The organism is uncultured Stenotrophomonas sp. (assembly GCF_963519925.1).
GTDB classification, from domain to species: Bacteria; Pseudomonadota; Gammaproteobacteria; order Xanthomonadales; family Xanthomonadaceae; genus Stenotrophomonas; species Stenotrophomonas maltophilia_AE.
In genome coordinates, this window is record NZ_CAUQPH010000082.1 from 1 (window position 1) to 16,223 (window position 16,223).

The 16,223-nt window shown below is 69.1% G+C and carries 14 protein-coding genes; 6 read left to right on the forward strand and 8 right to left on the reverse strand.

Annotated features, from left to right (window positions below; genetic code table 11):
• The first annotated feature begins 300 nt into the window (after positions 1 to 300).
• On the forward strand, positions 301 to 1,488 hold the full coding sequence (locus RWO33_RS13740; protein ID WP_314105554.1) for a benzoate/H(+) symporter BenE family transporter: 1,188 nt from the start codon (positions 301 to 303) through the stop codon (positions 1,486 to 1,488).
• Positions 1,489 to 1,543: 55 nt separating this feature from the next.
• Here RWO33_RS13740 and RWO33_RS13745 read toward each other — a convergent pair whose 3' ends face one another.
• From RWO33_RS13745 to RWO33_RS13760, 4 genes are all read right to left on the reverse strand, one after another.
• Positions 1,544 to 3,721: a lytic murein transglycosylase gene (locus RWO33_RS13745; protein ID WP_314105555.1), complete on the reverse strand. Its 2,178-nt coding sequence runs from the start codon at positions 3,719 to 3,721 to the stop codon at positions 1,544 to 1,546.
• Between the two features lie 55 nt (positions 3,722 to 3,776).
• On the reverse strand, positions 3,777 to 4,751 hold the full coding sequence (gene egtD / locus RWO33_RS13750) for an L-histidine N(alpha)-methyltransferase (RefSeq protein WP_145480390.1): 975 nt from the start codon (positions 4,749 to 4,751) through the stop codon (positions 3,777 to 3,779).
• Entirely contained in the window at positions 4,748 to 6,037 is a 1,290-nt protein-coding gene (gene egtB / locus RWO33_RS13755; protein ID WP_314105558.1) for an ergothioneine biosynthesis protein EgtB, read from the reverse strand. Before egtB ends, egtD begins: the two co-directional genes overlap by 4 nt.
• A 105-nt stretch (positions 6,038 to 6,142) precedes the next feature.
• Positions 6,143 to 6,532 carry a YchJ family metal-binding protein gene (locus tag RWO33_RS13760; protein WP_314105560.1) on the reverse strand — a complete coding sequence of 130 codons (390 nt, stop codon included), beginning with the start codon at positions 6,530 to 6,532 and terminating at the stop codon, positions 6,143 to 6,145.
• Positions 6,533 to 6,667: 135 nt separating this feature from the next.
• On the opposite strand from RWO33_RS13760, the gene RWO33_RS13765 reads away from it, so the two are divergent.
• Entirely contained in the window at positions 6,668 to 7,426 is a 759-nt protein-coding gene (locus tag RWO33_RS13765; RefSeq protein ID WP_314105562.1) for a TSUP family transporter, read from the forward strand.
• 23 nt (positions 7,427 to 7,449) lie between these two features.
• On the opposite strand, the gene RWO33_RS13770 is transcribed toward RWO33_RS13765, so the two are convergent.
• The 4 genes from RWO33_RS13770 to folE form a co-directional block, all read right to left on the reverse strand.
• Positions 7,450 to 10,821 (reverse strand): SbcC/MukB-like Walker B domain-containing protein, encoded by a 3,372-nt coding sequence (locus RWO33_RS13770; protein WP_314105564.1) that lies wholly within the window; start codon positions 10,819 to 10,821, stop codon positions 7,450 to 7,452.
• Positions 10,822 to 10,840: 19 nt separating this feature from the next.
• Positions 10,841 to 11,542: a DUF4194 domain-containing protein gene (locus tag RWO33_RS13775; protein ID WP_314105566.1), complete on the reverse strand. Its 702-nt coding sequence runs from the start codon at positions 11,540 to 11,542 to the stop codon at positions 10,841 to 10,843.
• On the reverse strand, positions 11,529 to 12,998 hold the full coding sequence (locus RWO33_RS13780; protein ID WP_145480402.1) for a DUF3375 domain-containing protein: 1,470 nt from the start codon (positions 12,996 to 12,998) through the stop codon (positions 11,529 to 11,531). The genes RWO33_RS13775 and RWO33_RS13780 overlap by 14 nt, the downstream gene beginning before the upstream one ends.
• Before the next feature lie 94 nt (positions 12,999 to 13,092).
• The gene (folE, locus tag RWO33_RS13785) at positions 13,093 to 13,695 is read right to left on the reverse strand and encodes a GTP cyclohydrolase I FolE (protein ID WP_314105569.1); all 603 of its coding nucleotides are present in this window, start codon (positions 13,693 to 13,695) and stop codon (positions 13,093 to 13,095) included.
• A 156-nt stretch (positions 13,696 to 13,851) separates the two neighbouring features.
• Between folE and RWO33_RS13790 the strand changes: the two genes are divergently transcribed.
• From RWO33_RS13790 to RWO33_RS13805, 4 genes are all read left to right on the forward strand, one after another.
• Positions 13,852 to 14,307, forward strand: a complete 456-nt coding sequence (locus RWO33_RS13790; protein WP_145480407.1) for a MarR family transcriptional regulator — start codon at positions 13,852 to 13,854, stop codon at positions 14,305 to 14,307.
• An 83-nt stretch (positions 14,308 to 14,390) separates the two neighbouring features.
• On the forward strand, positions 14,391 to 14,600 hold the full coding sequence (locus RWO33_RS13795; RefSeq protein WP_314105571.1) for a DUF1656 domain-containing protein: 210 nt from the start codon (positions 14,391 to 14,393) through the stop codon (positions 14,598 to 14,600).
• The gene (locus tag RWO33_RS13800; RefSeq protein ID WP_314105573.1) at positions 14,597 to 15,505 is read left to right on the forward strand and encodes an HlyD family secretion protein; all 909 of its coding nucleotides are present in this window, start codon (positions 14,597 to 14,599) and stop codon (positions 15,503 to 15,505) included. The genes RWO33_RS13795 and RWO33_RS13800 overlap by 4 nt, the downstream gene beginning before the upstream one ends.
• Before the next feature lie 20 nt (positions 15,506 to 15,525).
• On the forward strand, positions 15,526 to 16,223 hold a 698-nt coding region (locus RWO33_RS13805), incomplete at its 3' end, for a TolC family protein (protein WP_314105575.1).

Below are 16,223 nucleotides of genomic sequence, written 5' to 3' on the forward strand. Positions count from 1 at the left end.
TTCGTCGAAGCGAGCCGCCTATTATGTCAGGCTTTTCGTTTCCGTCAACACCTTCGTTTGAAGGATGTTGCCGCCGCTTTGGCTTGGTGTTCACCGGGGTGAAGACCGCGTCGCAGCGAGGGAGCGAATACTAAAGACTTCTCGAAATTCGTCAAGCGCTTTTTTTCAAATCGTACCGAGCAACGGTCGGTACCTGCCGTGTGTGGGCACTGCGCCAACGGCGATGCGCAGCCCGCGCGTTGCGCGTGCTGCGCAGGGCTGCCAACAATGCAGCTTCTTGTCGTCAGGGAAGCATGCGTCATGCCTGCGGTTGCCAAGCGTTCGTTGTTGCGCGATCTCTCATTGCCCTCCGTGGTCGCCGGCTTCATTACCGTGCTGGTCGGCTTCGCCAGTTCCGCGGTGATCGTGTTCCAGGCGGCACGGGCGGTCGGTGCGACACAGGCGCAGATCGCATCCTGGATGTGGGCGTTGGGCCTGGGCATGGGCGTGACCTGTATCGGGCTGTCGCTGCGCTACCGCGTGCCGGTGGTGACGGCATGGTCGACCCCGGGCGCGGCGATGCTGGTGGTGGGGACCGGCGCGGTGGCCTACAGCGATGCCATCGGCGCATTCGTACTGGCCGCGGTGCTGGGCGTGCTGGCCGGCTTCTCCGGTGTCTTCGCAAAGCTGATGCGCCGTGTGCCGATGGCGCTGGCCGCCGGCATGCTGGCCGGCGTCCTGCTGCGCTTCGGGCTGGATGTGTTCGTCTCGATGGGTACGCAGCTGGGCATGGCGCTGGCGATGTTCGCCACCTGGCTGGTGGGGCGCCGGCTGTTCCCGCGCTACGCGGTGATCGCCACCCTGCTGGTGGGCGTGGGCGTTGCCGCCGCGCAGGGCCTGCTGCATGCCGAACAGCTGCGGTTGGAACTGGCCGTGCCGGTGTTCACCTGGCCCACCCTGTCATGGCCGGCGGTGTTCGGCATCGCCCTGCCCCTGTTCGTGGTCACCATGGCCTCGCAGAACATTCCCGGCGTAGCGGTGATCCGTGCCTCCGGGTACGACACCCCCATCTCCCCGGTGATCGGCTGGATCGGCGTGGTCAATACGGTATTGGCGCCCTTTGGTGCCTATGGGCTCAACCTGGCCGCGATCACCGCGGCCATCTGCATGGGGCGCGAGGCGCATGAGGATCCGGCCCGGCGCTACACCGCAGCGGTGGCTGCTGGTGCCTTCTACATCGTGGTGGGTCTGTTCGGTGCCACGGTGGCGGCGGTGTTCGCTGCCTTCCCGAAGGAACTGGTGGCCTGCGTGGCCGGCATCGCGCTGTTCGGCACCATTGCCAGCAGCCTGGCGATGGCGATGCGTGAGGAAGCCGACCGCGAGGCGGCGCTGGTCACCTTCCTGGTGACCGCCTCGGGGCTGTCGCTGGGCGGGATCGGGTCGGCGTTCTGGGGGCTGGTGGCTGGCGGGATCTGTCTGGTGGCATTGCGGCCACGGGGTGGCGGGTGATGTCGGGCTACGGGGAGCCGGGCAGAGCCCGGCGCTACGTTACGGGCGCGGTGGGCTAAAGGGGCTTGGTTGCCAGGGTCTGCTGGAGGACGTGGCGTGCACCGGGGGCCAGGGTGATGACGTCCGGGCCGGCGTTGGCCGCTTCCAGGCAGACGTAGTTGCGCCAGCCCGCCCCGACGTCGGCCATCTTCGCGGCGCCGGCTTCACCCGGATTCCAGGCGACCAGCGAGCGGCTGCCCTGGGTGGTGATCTCGATGCTGCGCTTCAGCCCCGGGTCCTTTAGCAGGTAACGGCCACCCGCCTGCGTGTAGATGCGGTCGCTGCGGCCGGGGTCGCGCGGGTCGTTGAGCGACCAGTCGCCCTGCTGGGTACGCGGGGTGGCGTAGTTCTCGAACTTGTCCAGATAGGTCAGACCGTCCAGGCCGGACACGCTGACCTGCATCGCGTCACTGACCCGGAAATAGTTGTGCAGGGCCTGGGTGAAGGTCACTGGTTGCGTGCCCACGTTTTCGGTGACCAGGCGCTGATCGAGCGTGCGGCCGATGCGCACCTGCATGCTCAGGCGCAGGTCGAGGTTCTCCAGCACCGGCGGGGCCAGGGTCAGCACGACGCTGCCGTCGGCGTCGCGCTGGGCGCTCTGCAGGGTCCACGGCACGTTGCGTACGAAGCCATGCGACGGCACGTCACTGCCCTGCCCCTGCTTGCCGAAGTACGGCCAGCACACCGGGCTGCCGCCGCGGATCGGGGTGGGCAGCGCCTGCGCGGTGGGCGACAGCCACAGCACGTCCTGGCCGCCCTTGGGAGTGAAGGACAACAGCTGGCCGCCGAATACCGAGATCGCGGCGGTGGCCAGTGGGGTTTCCACCTTCCAGGCCGGGAAGCCCTGGATGTCGACGATGCTCAGGCCCTCCAGCTTCGGCAACGCGGCGCTGGGCGCGGCGGGCGACTGTACGAGTCGGGCATGGTTGGGCGGCAGGGAGAACACGGTGCTGTCGGGCATGGCAGTGGTGGGTTTGGGGAGAGGGGGCGCGCTGCGCAGCGCGGTCAGGATGCGTTGGCCGGCACGGCCATCGGGGTCGGGCCAGCCCAGCGCCTGCTGTTCGACCTGGATGGCGCGCCGGGTGGCAGTGCCGACCATGCCGTCGGCGGCGCCGATGTCGTGCCCGCGTGCGAGCAGCAGGGTCTGCAGCTCGCGCCGCTCGGTGCGGCCGATGCCGGGGTCGTCGGTGGGCCAGGCCGCCACGATGCCGGGGCCACCGCGCAGGCGGTCGGCCAGGGTGGCGATGGCCAGCGCATAGCTCTCGGCGGCGTTGTAGGCGTAGATCGCGTCGTAGTTGCGGAACACCAGCCAGGCCGGGCCGTTGGCCCCGGTAGGCAGCAGCAGCGCCGCATTGGCGTCGTCGGGCAGCCCGGCAGGGGCGAGCGCGCCGCCGGCGATCGGGACGATGCCCTGCGCGCGCCAGGCCGACAACGGCTTGCGGTTGGTGCGGCCGGCCTGGCTGGCATTGAAGCCTGCGGGAATCTTTACCTCGATCCCCCACGGCTGGCCGGTGCGCCAGCCGGCCTGCTTGAGGTAGTTGGCGGTGGACGCCAGCGCGTCGGGGATGCTGGCGACCAGGTCGCGGCGGCCATCGCCGTCGCCGTCCACGGCGATGCGCGCGTAGGTGGAGGGCATGAACTGGGTATGCCCGAAGGCGCCGGCCCAGGAACCGGTCAGGCCGTCGGCGCTCAGATCGCCGGCATCCAGCAGCTTGAGCAGTGCCAGCAGCTCGCCGCGGAAGAACGGCTGGCGGCGGCCATTGCAGGACAGGGTGGCCAGCGACTGCAGCAGCGGGCGCTTGCCGAACACGCGGCCGTAATCGCTCTCCACGCCCCATACCGCCACGATGGTGGCCGGATCGACGCCGTACTGGGCCGAGACGGTCGCCAGCAGGTCACGGTGCTGCAGCAGGCGTGCCCGACCATCATCGACCCGCTGGGTGTCGACCAGTGCGGCCAGGTAATCCCACAGCGGGGTGGTGAACTCGGGCTGCGCATCCAGCAGCGGCAGCACGCTCAGGTCGGGGGTGAGGCCAGCGGTGAGCCGGGTGAACCCGGCCGCGCTGACGCCCTGTTTCAGCGCCTGCGGCTGCAGGGTGGCCAGGCAGCGATCGAAGTCATCCCGCGGCGCGGCGACAACCGGGGCGCTGGCCAGCCAGAGCGCGCCCAGCAGACAGCCTGTGAATGGCCTCATTGGCGGTGATCCTTGCAGCCAAGTGGACCTGCATCATAGCGGCAAGCCGCGCGGTTCAGGCCCGTTGCAGCAGGCGCAGGCCGAATGCGGGATCGGTCGCATCCCACTGCATGCGCACCTTCAGGCCGGCTTCGGCGATGAGCGCGGCGAAGCTCGCCTCGGTGTACTTGTGGCTGTACTCGACGGTCATGGCTTCACCTTCGGCGAAATCAAAGCGGCGTCCATCGACGTGGACCTGCTGGGCGCGACGGCTGACCAGTTCGGTTTCGATGCGCAGGCGCGGCACGCTGTAACGGGCCCGGTGCTCGAAGCCATCGAGGTCGAAATCACTGCCGATTTCGCGGTTGAGGCGTTGCAGCAGGTTGAGGGTGAACGCGGCGGTGACCCCGGCAGCATCGTTGTAGGCTGCCTCGATCAGTGCCGGGTCCTTGTGCAGGTCGATGCCGATCAACGCCATGCCATTGCCGCCCATGGTCTGGCGCATGGCATCCAGCAGCGCCACCGCGTCGTCGTGGGCGAAGTTGCCCAGCGTGGAGCCGGGGAAGAACAGCAACCGCCGCGCCGGCTCGCGCTGCGGCTCGGGCAGCTCGACGGGGCGGGTGAAGTCGGCGCAGACCGGCAGCATCTCGATCTCCGGCAACGCTTCGGCGAGCCGGGCCACGCTGTCGAGCAGGGCCGCGCGCGAGATCTCGATCGGGGTGTAGGCGACCGGATCGGGCAGCGCGTGCAGCAGCAGTTCGGTCTTGCGGCCACTGCCACTGCCCAGTTCGACCACGTGCAGGCGCGCACCGACGGCGCGCGCGATCTCGCTCGAGACCTGCTGCAACAGGCGCAGTTCGGTGCGCGTGGGGTAGTACTCGGGCTGGCGGGTGATCTGTTCGAACAGCTGCGAGCCACGCGCATCGTAGAAGTACTTGGACGGCAACTGGCGCGGATGCTGCGACAGGCCATGCAGGATGTCGGCGGTGATCCGCGCGCGATCGGGCTGCAGGTCGGTCAACGCATCCAGGGCATCACTCACGGTACTCATGCGGCATCCTTGGCCAGGCGCAGGCCGGCGAACTGCCAGCGCGCCGACGGTGCGAAGAAATTACGGTAGCTGGGACGGATGTGGTCAGCCGGGGTGGCGCAGCTGCCACCGCGCAGCACCCACTGGCCGCACATGAACTTGCCGTTGTATTCGCCGAGGTTGCCCTCGAACGTGCGGAAGCCGGGATAGGCGCCGTAGGCGCTGCTGGTCCATTCCCAGACATCGCCGAACAGCTGCGACGGGTGTCCGGGGGCGGCATCCTCGCGCGGCGCGGCCGGGTGCAGGGCGTCGTTGTCGGCAAAGTTGCCCGCCAGTGGCGTACCCGCGGCCGCCGCTTCCCACTCGAATTCGGTAGGAAGCCGCGCACCGGCCCAGCGCGCATAGGCGTCGGCCTCGAAGTAGCTGAGGTGGCAGACCGGGGCATCCGGGTCGAGCGGGCGCCAGCCGGCCAGCGTGAACTCGCGGTGGAGCGCCTCGTTCCAGTACAGCGGGTGCTGCCAGTGCTCCTGCTGGCACAGGGTCCAGCCCTCGCTCATCCAGTGCCCCGGTTCACGGTAGCCGCCGGCCTCGACGAACTGGCGGAACTCGGCGTTGCTGACCGGGCGGCTGGCCAGCGCGTGCGCCGGGACCAGCACGCGATGCACCGGCGATTCGTTGTCATAGGCGAAATCGGGATGCGCGGGCCAGGCGGGCGCGCCGATCTCGATGATCTGCTCGGCACGGGCGATCCAGGTCAGCGGCGATGCGCTGCCGCCCGGGTGGGCCAGATCGTCGCGGTAGGCCGGTTGCAGCGGATTGCTCCACAGCGCGTGCTTGATGTCGGTGAGCAGCAGCTCCTGGTGCTGCTGTTCGTGGTGCAGCCCCAGCAGCAACTGGCGTCGCGCCTGCTCATCCAGGGTGTCGGCCTGCAGCGCGGCGATCACGCGCTGGTCGACCACGCTGCGGAACTGCAGCACCTCGTCCAGCGAAGGGCGCGACAGCAGTCCCCGTTGCGGCCGCGCATGCGCCGGGCCGATGCTCTGGTAATAGCTGTTGAACAGGTAATGCCAGTCTGCGTCGAACGGCGCGTATGCCGGCAGCGATGCCAGCACGAAGCGCTCGAAGAACCAGGTGGTGTGCGCCAGGTGCCACTTGGTGGGGCTGGCATCGGGCATGCTCTGCACCATGGCATCTTCGGCACTGAGCGGCGCGGCCAGCGCCACGCTGCGGGCACGCACTTTGGCGTAGCGGGCTGCCAGCGCGGTAGCGGCGGCAGCGGTTCGGGACGGGGCAGCGACGGCGTTCATCGCAGGAAGGATCACGGAGCGCGGGTGAGCGCGACGTCACGGCCCGGCGCACATCGTGTTACGCGACCGAAGTTGAATAGGCAGAGGCCGCGTGGCTGCGTGCTGTCAGGGCAGCGCATCCAGATAGAACCAGCGCCCGTCCTGGCGCACGAAGCGGCTGTGTTCCTGCATCTTCACTGCACTGCCGCCGCCGATCCGGTAGCGCGCGGTGAAGCGGACCTGGGCATGCTCGGCATCCGACTGCGTGTGCTCATGCACGGTCAGTCCGAGCCAACGCGTACGTTGGCCGGCGGGCTCGTCCAGCGACAGGGCCTCGGGGCGGGTATCCGGGTGCCAGGTAGCCAACAGGTAATCGGGCAGCAGGCACGCGTAGGCGCTGTAACGCGAGCGCATCAGGGCTTCGGCGTCGGGCGCGGCGGCGCCGGCATGGTAGCGGCCGCAACACGCGGCATAGGGCTGCGGGTGTCCGCAGGGGCAGGGGTCGGGGATGGCCATGGGGCATTATGACGCCGGAACGGAGGGCAGCCGACCCACGGTCGGCGCTACCGGGTTCGCGCGATGGTCGGGAGGGCGTGGCCCGGCGTTGCCCCGAGGCGTATGCTGGCGCGCTTTCCGCCGTGATGCGCTGCCGTGTTCGAGCTGGTTCCCCCTGAGTTGCTGTGGTTGGTGGCGATCGCCTTCATCGCCGGGCTGGTCGACGCTGCGGTCGGTGGCGGCGGGCTGGTGCAGTTGCCCGGACTGTTCACCGTGTTGCCCCAGCAGGCGCCGGCGATGCTGTTCGGCACCAACAAGTTCAGTTCGATGTTCGGCACCGCGGCGGCCGCCTTCCGTTACGCGCGCAACGTGCGCTTCCCGTGGCGACCGGTGCTGTTCGCGGCGGCCACGGCCTTCGTGTTCTCGTTCGCCGGGGCCACGGCGGTCAGCCTGCTGCCCAAGGACGCGGTACGGCCACTGGTGCTGGTGCTGCTGGTGGCGATGCTGGGCTACACACTGTGGAAGAAGGATTTCGGCGCCCTGCACCGGCCGCGCGAAATCGGCCGTAAAGAGCTTGCCACGGCGCTGGCGATCGGCGCGGTGATCGGCTTCTACGACGGCTTCTTCGGGCCGGGCACCGGCAGCTTCCTGATCTTCCTGTTCGTGCGCTTCTTCGGGCTGGATTTCCTGCGCGCCTCGGCCGCCTCGAAGGTGGTCAACCTGGCCACCAACGTGGCCGCGATCTCGTTCTTCGTGCCGACCGGCAACATCCTGTGGCTGTTCGCCATCCCCATGGCCACCGCCAACATCGTCGGGTCGGTGGTCGGCACCCGGCTGGCGCTGCGCGGCGGCACGCCGTTCATCCGCAAGCTGTTCGTGGGCCTGGTGGTGGTGCTGATCGCCCGGATGGGCTGAGACACGTTCGCCGGCTGAGCAGGTCAGTCCTCGACCTGCTCCGCCACCGCGCGGGTGCGCTCGGGCAACTTGAGTCGCTTGCCTTCTTCGTCGTACTCGATCAACAGCACGCCGGAGTCGTGGCGGCCGCTGATTTCGACGAAGCAGGCGCCGCCGATAAACGGCTCCAGCGTCATCACCGACTTCAGCGGGGTGGCGACCACCATCTGGAAGCCGAAGTTCTCGAAGATGTTCATCGCCAGCGCGGTGAACTCGTTGTCGGCCTTGTCGAAGGCTTCGTCCAGCACCACGGCGGCATAGCTGGGCAGCTGGCTGTCGGCGCCGCCCAGCTGGTAGCGCAGCGCGGCGGCCAGGCAGGTGGTGGCCAGCTTCTGCCGTTGGCCACCGGACTTGCCGGCGCCACTGCGGTAGATCTCGACCTGCTGGCGGGTGGCCGCGTCCAGTTCGACGCCGATGAACTCCACATGCAGGCGCACGTCGAGCACGTTCTCGCGCCAGCGCTTGTCCTCGCCTTCCTGTGAACCGAGGCGCTTGACCAGTTCGCGCAGTACCGCGAACTGCGCTTCGGCGACGTGGCGTTCTTCAGTCTGGTGCTGGGCGAGCACGTCGCGCAGCTGCAGGTGGAACTCCAGCACTTCGGGCAGGCGCCGGTCGCTGAGCTCGATGGTCAACAGGGTGCCGCGGTTGAAGGGCACCTGTTCCAGCGAGGCATTGACCTCGTCCAGGCGCTGGCCGATCGACTTGCGGGCCTCGGCGCTGTGCCGCTGCAGCGCCAGCAGGTTGTTCTTGCTCTGGTTCTGCAGCAGGTCGAAGAACCGCTCCTCGTGCTGCGGCAGGCCATCGCGCTCGAGGCGCTCCAGGCGCGCAAGGTAATCGTCGGCCGAGGCTACCGAAGCGGTGAAGTCGCCCGACTCTTCCGGCCAGGCCTGGGCGAAGCGACGGAAGCAGGCCACCAGCTGCGATTCGACGCGGTGCACGTCCTGCTGCGAGGCGGCCAGGCTTTCGTTGATGCCCTTGCTGATCTCGCGCATGTGCGCTTCCAGCGTTTCCAGGCTGAGCCCGCCCAGGGTGTCCAGGCGCTTCTGCAGCCCGGCCTCCTGGGTGGCGCCGAGCGCGGGCAGTACCAGCGCGCGGCTGCGCTGGCGCTGGGCCTCGAGCTTGTCGCGCTCGCGCGAGAGCTGGGCCAGTTCGACCCGGGTGTCTTCATAGGTGCGCCGCGACTGCGCGATGTCGCCACGCGCGTGGTCGATCTGCTGGGCCAGGCGGGCCAGGTCGGCGTTGCCTTCCTTCAGCTGGTGCAGCGCCGATGCGATGTCCTGCAGGCGCTGGCTCGCGGTGCCGACATCCACTTCTTCCCAGACGTAGTTCACCAGCTGGTGGCAGGCCAGGCGACGATCGTTGTCGAGGTCGCGCTGGCCGCGCAGCCGGGCCACGTCCTGGTCGCACTCGGCGATGCGCTGTGCCAGTTCCTGCGCCTCGCGGCGGAACAGCGCCAGCTTGTCCTGGTTGTTGAAGCCGAGCAGCCAGCGGCGCTTGTCGCCGATGGCGTTGCGGTCGTCCTTCTCGAAACGGTCGCCGGGGTGCTTGACCTGGCCTTCGCGCGAGATGCCGCGATCGACGTCGCGCAGCTGCCGGGCGTCCACGCACTCATAGTCGTAACGCTTGCCCAGCTCGCGGCGCAGCCACGGTTCGAACACGCTGTCGCGCAGTTCCAGCTTGTGCAGCAGCGAGCGCGCCGACGGCGAGCGGGCCATGGCATCGTCGTTGCGACGGACGCGGTAGTAGGTCAGGCGCATGCCGAGCTGGGTGCGGTTCACCCATGCATTGACCTCGTCGTAGTGCCTGTCTTCCACCAGCAGCGACTGCGCGAAGCCGAACAGCACGCGCTCGATCGCGCCCTGCCAGGCGCCCTCCTCCGGGCGGACCTGGACCAGCTCGCCGACGAACGGCAGCGCCGCTTCGGGCACGCCGGTCTCCTCGGCCAGCCGGCTGCGCAGCTTCTGCAGCGGCGCGGGGATGCTGGAGGGCGTGCGCTCCATCGCCTCGAGTTCGGCGCGGACCTCGGTGAAGCGGCGCGCATCGTCCTGCTTGCCCGCCTGGCGCTCGGTGATGGCGTCATCCAGCGCGGCGGCGGCCTGCTGGCGGTTGTCCAGTTCATGCTGGGCGCGGCTGATCAGCTGGGCGAAGCCGTGGGCGTCGTCAGGCACGGTTTCCTGCAGCTTCGCGGCGGCCTGGCCAGCCTGGTCGCGCTTGGCCTGGCGGCGGTCGCGTTCGGCCTGCGCGCGGCCCTGCTCGCGCTCCAGCTCTTCGATGCGTTCGCCACCCTGCTGCCGACGCTGCAGTTCCAGTTCGGCCAGGTGCTCTTCGTGGTTGGCCAGCGCCTGGCGGCGCTGGGTCTCTTCACCCTGCAGGCCACGGTGCTGGATGTCGATGTCCTGCAGGCGCTTTTCCAGCAGCCGTTGCAGGCGCGATTCGCGGAAGCTGTCCAGTCCGAGCTTGAGCGTTTCCTCGTCGGCGCGCTGCAGGTTCATCGCCTTCAGTTCGGCGTGCAGCGCACGCGCCGGCAGCAGGGTTTCCACCTGGCGCCGGGCGGTGACCACCGAGGTATGCGCACCGTCGAGTTCGGCGAAGTCGCTGACCAGGCGCTCGGCGGCGTCGAAGGTCTTCGGCGTGTCCAGCATGAAGTCGCGCAGGAAGACGTTGAGGTCGCCCAGGTTCTTGGCCGACTGCGTCTTGTGCAGCAGGCGCAGCGCCATCTCGTTGTCGATGCCGAGCAGGTGGCGGAAGCGTTCGGCATAGCCGGTGAAGCTGTCGAAGTGGTGGACGTCGGCGAGCCGCTGCTTGAGCCTGCGCAGGTCCAGGTCGAAGCCGCCCAGGTCCCTGGCGATGTCGAACGGGCGCTCGGCGATCAGGTAATGCTTGCGCACGTCGGCTGCAGCGGCGCCATTGCCGGCGATCCAGAACAACCGCACCAGGCTCACCACACGTCCATCGCCGGCGCGGTACTCCAGCACCACGGCGGTCCAGGTGGCGCCCTTGCGCAGGTACTGGGTGGCGATTTCGCCGGTGCCCCGGTCCTGCTGGTCGGCCCAGGCGCCGCGCACGTAGGACACCAGGTTGCGGTCGCGCCCGCTGCGTTCGGCTTCACGCGCGGCGGCGTTGAAGTCGACGATCGACGGCGGCACCAGCATGGCCGACATGGCGTCGAGCAGGGTCGACTTGCCCGAGCCCGAGCGGCCCACGAACAGGAAGCCGCGCTCGGCGATCGGCACTTCGGTCAGGCCGTTGAACGTGCCCCAGTTGTGGACCTGCAGGCGGCGCATGCGGAACTGCTGCAACCGTGGGTCCGGCAGCCCGTCGGTGAACAGGGCGGGGGTTTGCTTGGAAATGGCCATGCGGTATCGGTCGTTCCGTTCAGGCGTTGGCAGCCGGGGTTTCGCGCAGCTGGCGGTAGACCGCCGACAGCGCCGAAACATCCTCGGCGGAGAACAGCAGCTTCAAGGCCGGCGACACTTCGTGCCGGTCCTCCTGGCCCGCCAGGCGGGTCAGGATGTGGTTTTCCTTCATCTTCTGCACCGCGGCGGCGACGCGGCGGTTGAAGCCGGCGCGGTCGGTGGAGAGGTTCTTCTCATAGATCGCCAGGGCTTCGGCCATCTCGTTGTCGGCGACCACGGCGCGGTTGCCGCGCGCATCGGCCTCGGCAAGCTGCTGGCGCAGGTACAGCAGCAGCACCGAGTCGATGAAGGTCAACGGCGAGCTGCGCAGCAGCACCGGTGCCTCGATGTCTTCGGTGTCGGCCTGGCGGGTGAAGGCCACGCCGCTGTCGCGGTCCAGGACCAGCTCCAGGAACAGGTCGGCCAGCGCCGAACGGATCGCGGTTTCGCTGCGGATCAGCGCCGGCCACAGCTTGGCATGGCGCAGCTGGTCGATGCTGGGCCCGATCAGCAGCTGGCACAGCGCGCGGCGCGCATCCAGCGGCAGGCGGCCGGTGTCGCCCATGTAGAACACGTCGCTGTTGCGGCGCGGCAGCGGGGTCACCACCACCGGCTCGGCGTCCAGCTCGTCGACGGCGCCATCCACCGGTGCGGCGTCGTGGGTATCTTCATGCCAGCTCATGGCGTTTCTCCTGGGTGAACCAAACCAGCGGAATGCGGGCCCGCCGCCATTGCCCATCGCCACCACGCCAATGCGCGGTTTCCTGTTCGCCCTCGACCACCTGGCCGTGGCGGGTGCCCAGCGACAGGTAGCCGATCACGCTGCCCAGGCCCTGCGGCGCTTCGCGCTGCGACAAGGCCTCGGCGATGCTCAGTTTCGGCTGCAGCGCCAGCAGCTCGTGCAGGTCGCGGCGCAGGCTGCGGAAGTCGATTTCCGACGACGCCACCAGGTCGCCGACGCTTTCCAGGCTGATGCTGGCCGCGTCGTTGCGCTGCACACTGCCATCGACCTGGGCGCTGCGCGGATCGTGCAGCTTCCACTGGCTCCACGAGCGCAGGCGGCTGGTGGTGAGCTGCAGGTCGCGGCCGATCGCGCGCTGGGCGGAGAAGTCGTCGCGCAGGGCCAGCGCTTCGGACTGCGCCTGTTTGAGCAGCTGGGTCAGCCGACGCTGCTCCAGGTAGCCCCGGCTCTGCACGAAGCCGCGCAGGCTGCGCGCGAAGTGCTGCAGCACGTCGTGGACCTGGCCGCCGCGTTCGAGCATGGTGCCGGTGAAGCCGCGCAGGAAGGCACGCTCGTTGCGGTCCAGCTTGCGCGCGAAACCCCGTGCCAGCACAGCTTCCAGCGCGGCGTCGAGCTGGGCGCTCTGTTCGGCGTCGTTGAGCAGCCGCCAGAACGCCTGGAAGCTGCGTCCGGCATCGCTGTCGCCGATCACGTCGACACCTTCGAACAGGCGCGAGAGCACGTCGCCGCGCTCGCTCTCGTCGTCGATGATGCGTTCGCGGAATTCGCGGTTGAGGCGCTCGAAGTCGTCACGGACCCGGCGGAAGTCCTCGGTGAGGTCATCGGCCAGGCCGATGATCTGGCGCGCGCGTTCCAGCGCGCGCTTGCCATCGAGGGCGACGACCCGGCCGGTGCCGACCCGCGCGATCTCGGCGTCGATGCGGTCGCGCTCGTCGCGCAGCGCCGACAGCCGGGCGTCCGGGTCCGATTCGGTCTGCGCGGCCAGCTGCGACAGCTGTTCGATCACCAGCGCCAGGCGGCTCTCGGTGGCGGCGACGCGGGTCTGCTCCAGGCTGTCGGCGAAGCGGATCGCCTGCAGCGCCTGGGTGGAGAGTTCGTACTGCTCCTGCTGGGCGCCCTCGGGCAGGCGTCGCTCCAGCCAGCCCTGGGCCAGCCAGTGGGCGATGTAGGCCTGGGCGGTGCGCGGCAGCTCGCGCGAGAGTTCCTCGCCGTTGAGCTGGTCCAGCGCGCGCTGCAGGCGGTCGTGCAGGACCGCAGAGGCCAGGGTGCGCTCGCCGTCCATCAGCAGGCTCTGCAGCAGGCCGATGATTTCCGGTGCATTGGCGGCGGCCAGCAGCTTCCACTGGGGCTGGTCGCGCAGGGTGCGGTAACGGGTGATGCGTTCGCGGTGCTTCATGCAGCCAGGACATCCGGAAGTACACCGCGCGGCCGTGCGCCGCGCAGCAGGAAGGCGGTCGGCCCGGTGCCGACGCACCGGGCATGCGGCAGGTTCAGCGCTTGCCGCCTACTTCGATGAAGCGCAGGAACTCGGCGCGCGTACGCGCGTCTTCGCGGAAGCTGCCGAGCATCTTGGAGGTGACCATGCTGACCCCACGCTTGTGGATGCCACGGGTGGTCATGCACTCGTGCGCGCCTTCCACCACCACGCCCACGCCGATCGGCTGCAGCACGTCCTGGATGCACTGGGCGATCTGCGCGGTCATCTTCTCCTGCACCTGGAAGCGGCGGGCGTAGGCCTCGACCACGCGGGCCAGCTTGCTGATGCCCACCACCTTGCCGGCCGGCAGGTAGCCGACGTGGACGCGACCGATGATCGGCGCCATGTGGTGTTCGCAATGGCTTTCGTACTCGATGTCGCGCAGCACGATCAGCTCGTCATAGCCGGCCACTTCCTCGAAGGTGCGTTCCATGTAGGCGCGCGGGTCGTCGCGGTAGCCGCTGAACCAGTCGCCATAGGCTTCGGCAACGCGCCGCGGGGTGTCCAGCAGGCCTTCACGGGTGGGGTCTTCACCGGCCCAGCGCAGCAGCGTGCGCACTGCCGATTCGGCATCGGCCTGGGTCACCGGGGTCGCGTCGTTGTCTTTTTTGCTCATTACATACAGCACCCGAAGGGGGGCGAGCATCGTACCCGACAGAGCCCATGGTCGTCCCGCGCCACCCGGCATGCCCGCCGTGCCGGCGGGATCCGTTGGGCTGGGGTTGTGCCTGGGTATTGATAGGAAGGAAATTAGTAGTATCCTATCTATTCCATGAAACGCGCCCTCGACGAACGTACCCAGCTGCAGATGCAGCTCAGCTCCGGCCTGCTCCATTCGGGCCGGCAGTGGCAACGCCTGGCCGACCAGGCGCTGGGCAGCTATGGCATTTCAGCCGCCTGCACCATGCCGCTGCTGCTGATCGGCCGCGCGGGCGGCGGTATCCGCCAGGTCGCACTGGCCCAGCTGCTGGGCATGGAAGGCCCGTCGCTGGTGCGCCTGCTGGACAAGCTCTCGGCCAGCGACCTGGTCCGCCGCGAATGCGACGCCAGCGACCGCCGCGCCAACCTGCTGTGGCTGACCGACAAGGGTGAGGCCCTGGTCAGCGAGCTCGAATCGGCGCTGATCGGCCTGCGCCAGGACGTGTTCGGCCAGTTGAGCAACGACGAGCTGCGCACCGTGCTGAAGCTGTGGCAGCTGCTCGCCGACGCGTCCGAGCGGGTGACGTAAGCCACTGCCGCGTTGCTGACCCGGTGCCGCCCTGCGGCGCCGGGATGACCCCTTTCCGCCCTCCCCTGCGAAACCCCGCCCCGATGTACGGTGAATTCAGTCTCTATGGTGTGTTCGTCCCGACCCTGCTCGGGCTGATGCTGCTGGCGTACCTGCTCAAGAGCGGGCTGCGCGTGGTCCTGCAGCGCACCAGCGCCTACCGCCACATCTGGCACCCCGCCCTGTTCAACCTGGCCGTGTACGTGATCGTGCTTGGCGGGTTGTTTTCCCTGATGCGTTGGATGCAATCGTGAACAAGATCCTCAAGCACACCTTCCCGGTCGTCCTGACCGTGGTCGCCGTCATCGCCGCGCTGCTGGTGCTGCGCCACCTGTGGTCGTACTACATGGACGAGCCGTGGACCCGCGACGCGCATGTCAGCGCCGACGTGGTCCAGGTCGCGCCGGACGTCTCCGGACTGGTGGAAGCGGTGAAGGTGGCCGACAACCAGCCGGTCAGGCAGGGCGAGGTGCTGTTCGTGGTGGACCGCGCCCGCTACCAGATCGCGCTGGAACAGGCCCAGGCCACGCTGGGCGAACGCCGCGCGACGCTGGAGCAGCTGCGCCGGGAGATCGCCCGCGATCGCAGCCTGCGCGACCTGGTCGCCGCCGAAGACGCCGAAGTGCGCCGCGCCAAACTGCAGGCGGCGCAGGCCGCTGCCGCCACCGCGCAGGCCGCGGTGGACCTGGCCCGGCTCAACCTGGCCCGCACCGAAGTGCGCAGCCCCAGCAACGGCCACGTCAACGACCGCACCGTGCGCACCGGGGACTACGTGACCGCCGGCCGCCCGGTGATGGCGGTGCTGGACACCAGCTCGTTCCGGGTCGATGGCTACTTCGAGGAAACCCGCCTGCGCGGCGTGCACGCCGGCCAGAAGGTCGACATCCGCCTGATGGGCGAGGCGCAGCCGCTGCAGGGCCATGTGCAGAGCATCGCCGCCGGCATCGAGGACCGCTACCGCAGCGAAGGCTCCAGCCTGCTGCCGAACGTGACCCCGGCCTTCGACTGGGTGCGGCTGGCCCAGCGCATCCCGGTGCGCATCCACATCGACCGCGTGCCCACCGGCGTGAACCTGATCGCCGGCCGCACCGCCACGGTCACCATCGAGCCGGATGCGGCCACCGCGACGCCGGCACGACCGGCCCGGGCGGCACTGTGAAGCGCCCGGCCCTGCACCGCATGGCGTTCGCGCTGGCGCTGACCAGCCTGGCCGCCTGCCGTACGGTCGGTCCCGACTACGCGGTGCCGGCCAGCGCGGCCTTCCAGCGCCCGGACGCGAATGCCGCCTTCATCGACACCGCCAACCCGCAGGTGGCGCCCGGCGCCGAGTTGCCGGCGCGCTGGTGGGAGCTGTACCAGGACGCCACGCTCAACGGGCTGGTCGAGCAGGCGCTGCGCGACAACGTTGAGCTGAAGGTGGCCGACGCCAACCTGCGCCGCGCCGCCGCCGTGTACGAGCAGGCGCTGGACGCCGGTGGCTTCGAGTACGAGGCCGAAGCCGGGGTGAGCCGTGCGCAGCTGTCGGCCGAGTCGTTCCTGCTCGAACACGAACTGCCGCCGATCAACCTGGCCGACGGCAAGTTCGCCGTCTCCTACCAGTTCGACCTGTTCGGCAAGCTCAAGCGCGCCTCCGAGGCCGCGCGGGCCGATGAGCAGGCCGTGGCCGCGGCGATGGACCTGGCGCGCGTTTCGCTGGTGGCCCAGGTGGCCGGCAGTTATGTGGAGATCTGCCATGCCAACCACGAGCTGCACGTGGCCGAACATTCCCTGCAGCTGCAGCAGCGCAGCCGCGGAGTGACCCAGCGGCTGATCGACGCCGGCCGCGGCACGCCGCCCGAACTGGCCCGCGCCAATGCGCAGGTGGCGATGCTGGAGGC

Bases quoted from the DNA above. Each gene is read 5' to 3' on its own strand.
- RWO33_RS13770 (WP_314105564.1), bottom strand. From the start codon at position 10,821: ATGGCCATTTCCAAGCAAACCCCCGCCCTGTTCACCGACGGGCTGCCG.
- egtB (WP_314105558.1), bottom strand. From the start codon at position 6,037: ATGAACGCCGTCGCTGCCCCGTCCCGAACCGCTGCCGCCGCTACCGCG.
- folE (WP_314105569.1), bottom strand. From the start codon at position 13,695: ATGAGCAAAAAAGACAACGACGCGACCCCGGTGACCCAGGCCGATGCC.
- RWO33_RS13790 (WP_145480407.1), top strand. From the start codon at position 13,852: ATGAAACGCGCCCTCGACGAACGTACCCAGCTGCAGATGCAGCTCAGC.
- RWO33_RS13745 (WP_314105555.1), bottom strand. From the start codon at position 3,721: ATGAGGCCATTCACAGGCTGTCTGCTGGGCGCGCTCTGGCTGGCCAGC.
- RWO33_RS13795 (WP_314105571.1), top strand. From the start codon at position 14,391: ATGTACGGTGAATTCAGTCTCTATGGTGTGTTCGTCCCGACCCTGCTC.
- RWO33_RS13740 (WP_314105554.1), top strand. From the start codon at position 301: ATGCCTGCGGTTGCCAAGCGTTCGTTGTTGCGCGATCTCTCATTGCCC.
- RWO33_RS13775 (WP_314105566.1), bottom strand. From the start codon at position 11,542: ATGAGCTGGCATGAAGATACCCACGACGCCGCACCGGTGGATGGCGCC.
- egtD (WP_145480390.1), bottom strand. From the start codon at position 4,751: ATGAGTACCGTGAGTGATGCCCTGGATGCGTTGACCGACCTGCAGCCC.
- RWO33_RS13780 (WP_145480402.1), bottom strand. From the start codon at position 12,998: ATGAAGCACCGCGAACGCATCACCCGTTACCGCACCCTGCGCGACCAG.
- RWO33_RS13760 (WP_314105560.1), bottom strand. From the start codon at position 6,532: ATGGCCATCCCCGACCCCTGCCCCTGCGGACACCCGCAGCCCTATGCC.